The sequence below is a fragment of the Legionella sp. km772 genome (genome assembly GCF_003989735.1).
Classification (GTDB): domain Bacteria; phylum Pseudomonadota; class Gammaproteobacteria; order Legionellales; family Legionellaceae; genus Legionella.
Map to the genome: position 1 here is coordinate 1 of NZ_RZGQ01000174.1, position 5,497 is coordinate 5,497.

A 5,497-nucleotide genomic window follows, 5' to 3' on the forward strand; every position below is an offset into this window, starting at 1 on the left:
GGGGGTCTAGGCGTAAACCGTCCAAATTTCCGGGCAAATATTGTTCATTAATCTTTGCTTGCAAATCTCTGTCGAGCAAATTCAATAGATTGATGTAGTTTTTTCTGTAATTCTGCTTTAGGTGGTAACGTTGTAATATACTCAGCAACATGAATACCGCTTTTATCTAATTCCAGCAGCTCGATTTGTTCATGCGTTTTTCCAGTACATAATATGATACCTAATGGTGGATTTTCATCAGGTTCTTGTTCATATTTTGCCAGCCAACGTAGATAAAGTTCCATTTGACCTTTATATGCTGCGTCGAAGTCACCTAGTTTCAAATCCAGCGCGCACGTTCTTCTAAGCCGCTTGTTGTAAAATAATAGATCAATATAATAATCTCGGTGATCGATTTGTATGCGTTTTTGACGGGCTATAAAGCTGAACCCTGTACCTAACTCTAATAAAAAGTGCTCAATTTCACGTAATATAGCATCTTCCAAATCTTTTTCGAGATAACGATCTTTCATACCAAGAAAATCAAGAACATAGGGATCTTTCAAGACTAAATCGGCGCTGATTTTATCAGAATCGCGTAAGACTTCAATTTCATGGCGAATTAGTTCTTCTGGTTTTTTGGAAAGCGCAGTACGTTCAAATAACATAGACTTGATTTGTTTATCTAATGTGCGAGTAGTCCAATGCTCAATCCGACACATTTCTGCATAAAAATCACGTTTCAATGGATCTTTTAGTGGAATTAATGACTTGAAATGAGTCCAGCTTAATTGTCGCCGCAGTGCAGCGACAATTTTTTCATCTGAAAAAGTTTCAGCAAATTGAATCATACGCCTTAAATTTTTAACTTCAAATGAGCTACCATATTCTGTTATAAGACTGCGCGATAAACTTTCAATAATATACTGTCCATATTCTGCTCGAGTATCTTGCAGGATTTCAGCATTGATCCTATGGCCAATCTTCCAATATAACATTGTTAATTCAGCATTTACGGCCAAGGCAACTTTTTGCCTGGATTTATCTATAAGGTGCTGGATATCCGTTAATAAAGGTTCATGGTCTAACGATTCTGTTATTTTCTTAGTCATAACACTGTCCAAAAAGTGATATTATATTGAATATTCATACATATCCTGGGTATTTTTATTCGTTATTTTGTTTTTGCCACCTTGTAAGACTAAATCTTGTACGATCGAGTCTAAATCAATGATCTTGGAGTTATTTGAAAAAATAAAATGTCCTCGAAAATGAATATGTCGCCAGGCCACCGGTGAAATTTTCTTTAAAATAGCCAAACCCTTGAGGTTGCCTTCTGCTTCAAATTTGCTTTTTAGCTTGGATAAAATGGCTGAATTGTAATGAATAATTGCATTAGCAATCAGTCGACCACATTGATTACTGATTTCGAGTTCACGATCGTTTTTGCCAATCAGCTGTTTTTTACCGTAGATTGTTGCAATCACTGCGCGCAATTGATGATATGATTCCAACCGATTTTGTGAGCGGTGGACATCACGTTGCATCTTTCTATCTTGTAAATATTTGAGTGTGTAAATGCTGCGGATCAATTTATCGTATTCAAAAATTGCTTTGCGAGTCCGATTGTCAGTCGTGTAGTTACATAATTTTTTGATCAAGATACTTTGACTGATCTCTTTTAAACCAAGAGCCGCGATAATACGTATGATATTAGGCCATTCATCCTCAATCAGTTGACGATTAATTTGTCCGATAGGATGAATAGTCCAATCGCTATATTGTTTTGGATTATCGCCACAATACAAATGTTTTGTTTGAGTCTGGAGATTGGTGAATCGTGGATAAAGGTTGCCGCCAAACCAATCCATTATAGCAAAATTACCTTTATTGATAACATGCATATCACCTGTCAATACATTGGGTGTAATGCTGCTTGTATTGTTGTACCAAATATCAAAGGCATAATAGCTTTCGTGATCATGTGCACCAATCAAATCGCTTTGCAGCGGAATGTGATTATAAAGCATGGTATAAGCAACAACACCCTTACCCTTCCCATAATATTTCTTTGAATATCGTGCTTTAATTGTGGGTCTTGGAACTTCATATTTTTGTCCATCCAATGCAGCATAGAGCAAAAACATATCTAATGAATATAAGGGAAATATTGGCATTTTAGAAATATCATCACTTATGATGTCATTGGCTTGTTTCAGTGTTTGCAAGCGCAGGCGTGATTGATATGTATCAAACAACGTATCATAGGGAATATCCGATATATCAGCCATGTTTAGATTGCCACTATTTAATGCTTGCGCGATTATAGTTGCGATTAAGTTGTTTTCTTCAACATGTATTTTGCTGTAGCGTGGTTGAATATGCGTAAATGCGGATGAATAGCGACTGGATCGATTAACAAATCTGAGTACGTCAGCAATATCACACAAGGGGAGCTGTTCATAAAATTGATGTTGCCGCGCTTCATCTTGATGATCATTGGTTTTTTTGAAATGCAGGGTTTTAGTTTTTTCATCATAATAAAGATGTTTCAGCTTGCCTTGTGTGAAAGCTTCATTGAATTTTACCCACTGCTGGTGAAGTTCAGCAACACGCAAGTCCAACAGTTGTTGGATCGGTTGTTTTAAAGCCGGAATGTCTAACGGTGCTGTTAGTGCTCCTTTATCAACAGCTTCCTGTAATTCTTGTTGTAATGAACGATGATGTATGCTGTCTTCAAGATGAAGACTACCCGATTTGATTCGTTTTTTGAGTTGTCGGTAAATCCAGAACTCATAACGATCTGCGTTTAATCGCTGCTTCCCCTTCAGATTGGTGCTAATGAGAAAACTCTTCAATCGTTTAGGTAGTGTTTTATCAGGCCAATCTTCTATTGGCCATTGGTGGAGCTGTTTTCCAGCGTTAAATGTTTTCTTTAACCAGTTTATAGCAAATAGCCATGGACTGTCCGCTATAACACTTGAGAAATCCAGCGTCATCAACAAGGGACGAAGATGTAATTTGTAGCGATGAAACTCTTGATCCATTGTTTTCCAATAAAAATCAATTTCAGAGAGTGTCGACTCATCAAGGTTGCCAACGTGCTCTTGTAATTTTTCCTTGGAAATAACGGTTGTAAATGCTTCTTGTCGTACATCACCAAAATGTCTATCGTCTGGAACTTCCTCAGCAACAAAATACTTGGCCAAGCGACGCATGGCTCCTAACTCTGTTTGCTGGTTCAGGGCATGTTGAGTGTATGCCTCTTTCGCTTTTATTTTGAGCACGTCTTCAAATTGCTTAAGATGGATACAAAAAGCATCCATTAGATTGTTACTCAGTTGACGATAACGTTCCCATATATAGCATAACAAATAAAGGTATGACTGTTCTGGTTTTATACGTTCACGTAAATCATGGATAGTGTAATAATGGACAAGACTGGCGTAATATGAAATGTTTTGGTGAGACAACTTGAGTATTGGCAAGAATGATTTAGCCGTCATGTATAAAGGTTTGATTGCTACAAGTTTTTCACGCTCAGCATCCATCATGCGCGATTTAAAATCTTTAGCGTCTCGTTTAAGCTCAGCTAGCCCGGATAAAGTTTCTTCCTCTTGCAATAAATTTTTTAGCAATAACTTATTTTGATCAGATAGCGAAGTCTGGATTAGTGTAGCAAGTCGTATCTTTTCATCCAATAAAGCACGACTAATTAATTTTTGTAACGTGCTATAACCGGGTCGCATGATCTTCTTCTCTCGAAGAAATGCCAATAACTCCATAATAATAAATTGAGGGCTGATATCTTTACGAAGTGTCAGTTCAATTTGTTGAAGGAACATAGGTTCAAACTCATTGGACCACATTTGATAGCCAAAATGTTTAGCAATGATTTGGCATTGTGCGTAGTATTGATGTTTAGTTATGACGGATGGCTTAATAACTTGCCCGGGGAAATATTGCTCTAGCACAAATGCCACATCTTCAGTAACATCTTCCCATTCAAAACGAAAAAAAAAGTGAACGGCTTTAAAATACCCAATTTGTAAAGCACAATGGATTTGTGATGACAAATCAGATCGACTGCGCATTAACACTTGCTCTTCTGGTGTAAGATTCAAATAGTTCAATCGTTGCTCATCATCAAAGTTGGGCAGTTCATAGAGGGCAGCTTGTTCGGCCTCTGATAGAATGGTAAGTCTTTCATTACTTGCGCGCATATGACATTATACTTTGATTATTAAATAACGAGCGTTATGATTGGATTTAAATATACAATTGAAATATATTGAAATGCAATATCAATTTGTATTATTTTAATCATAGAAATAGGTTAAGAATTAACAGGCTAAATTTATGGGTAAAATTGTTGCTTATTTGCGCGCTTCGACTGACAGGCAAGACTTAAGCCATCAAAAATTGGAATTACTTGAATTTGCTCGTCATAAATCTTTAAAGATTGACTCTTTTATTGAAATTACGATTTCCTCCCGAAAAACAAGTAAGCAGCGACGCATTGATGAACTCATGCAGACCCTTGATGATGCGGATACTTTAATTGTGACAGAATTAAGTCGATTGGGTCGAAGTACTGCTGAAATCATTGCGCTTGTCAATGCTTTGATTAAACGAAGTATTCGGGTGATTGTCATTAAACAAAATTTGGATATATCTAAGCATGATATGAATTCCAAAATTATTATCACGCTTTTTTCTCTCTTTGCTGAGCTTGAGCGAGACATGATAAGTTTGCGAACAAAAGAAGCTTTACAAGCGAAAAGGGCGCAGGGTGTAACCCTTGGTAAGCCCAAAGGCACGTTGCAAAAAAGTAAATTTGATAAGGACGTTGATAAAATTAAAGAACTACTTGGGTATGGATTATCTGCTAGAAAATTAGCAAAAGTATTGGGATATAGCAGCCACATTGCACTCAATACTTATATAAATAAACGAGGATTACGAAGTAAAGAGCCAGATTAAACTGTTATTATGCACAAACTGTACTCCAATAAGGTATGGTGTTTTGTTAACCTCTTTCAATGGGATTACATATGGTATGTCAATTCTGTAATTTAGCTAATGGGCAAGGACTTGCCAATGTTGTTTATCAAACTAATCTTATTTGCTGTTTCTTGGATATTGACCCAATCAGTGAAGGGCATACATTAATTGTTCCAAAAAAACATTGTTTGGACACTGAAGAACTAGATAAAGAAACTCGATTGGAAGTAATGAACGCCGTAGCAGTTCTATCAACAGCAATCAAAGAATTGTATAATCCAGATGGGATAAGTGTGATGCAAAATGGTGGATATTTTAATGATGTGAATCATTATCATATGCATGTGTTTCCACGATACAAAAATGATGGATTTAGCTGGGTTGAGCCTGCTCAATTAATACGAACAACGCTAGCGAAAACTGCAATTAGCCTGATCACAACAATAGAGAAGCAAAGATGCTAAATTGACTAACAATTATCCGGAAATTTGGACGGTTTACGCCTAGACCCCCT

The 5,497-nt window shown here is 36.7% G+C and carries 3 protein-coding genes and 1 pseudogene; 2 read left to right on the forward strand and 2 right to left on the reverse strand.

Going from position 1 to position 5,497, the window contains the following annotated elements; translation table 11 throughout:
- Positions 1-47: 47 nt before the first annotated feature.
- The gene (locus tag ELY15_RS13000) at positions 48-1,091 is read right to left on the reverse strand and encodes a YhcG family protein (RefSeq protein WP_127100720.1); all 1,044 of its coding nucleotides are present in this window, start codon (positions 1,089-1,091) and stop codon (positions 48-50) included.
- Positions 1,092-1,175: 84 nt separating this feature from the next.
- A pseudogene (locus tag ELY15_RS13005) lies at positions 1,176-4,202 on the reverse strand (Tn3 family transposase); the annotation flags it as partial.
- Between the two features lie 136 nt (positions 4,203-4,338).
- Between ELY15_RS13005 and ELY15_RS13010 the strand changes: the two are divergent.
- Both ELY15_RS13010 and ELY15_RS13015 read left to right on the forward strand, forming a co-directional pair.
- Positions 4,339-4,962 carry a recombinase family protein gene (locus ELY15_RS13010; RefSeq protein ID WP_127100724.1) on the forward strand — a complete coding sequence of 208 codons (624 nt, stop codon included), beginning with the start codon at positions 4,339-4,341 and terminating at the stop codon, positions 4,960-4,962.
- Positions 4,963-5,033: 71 nt separating this feature from the next.
- A complete protein-coding gene (locus tag ELY15_RS13015; RefSeq protein ID WP_199744224.1) occupies positions 5,034-5,447 on the forward strand; it encodes an HIT family protein in 414 nt (137 codons plus the stop codon).
- Positions 5,448-5,497: the final 50 nt, after the last annotated feature.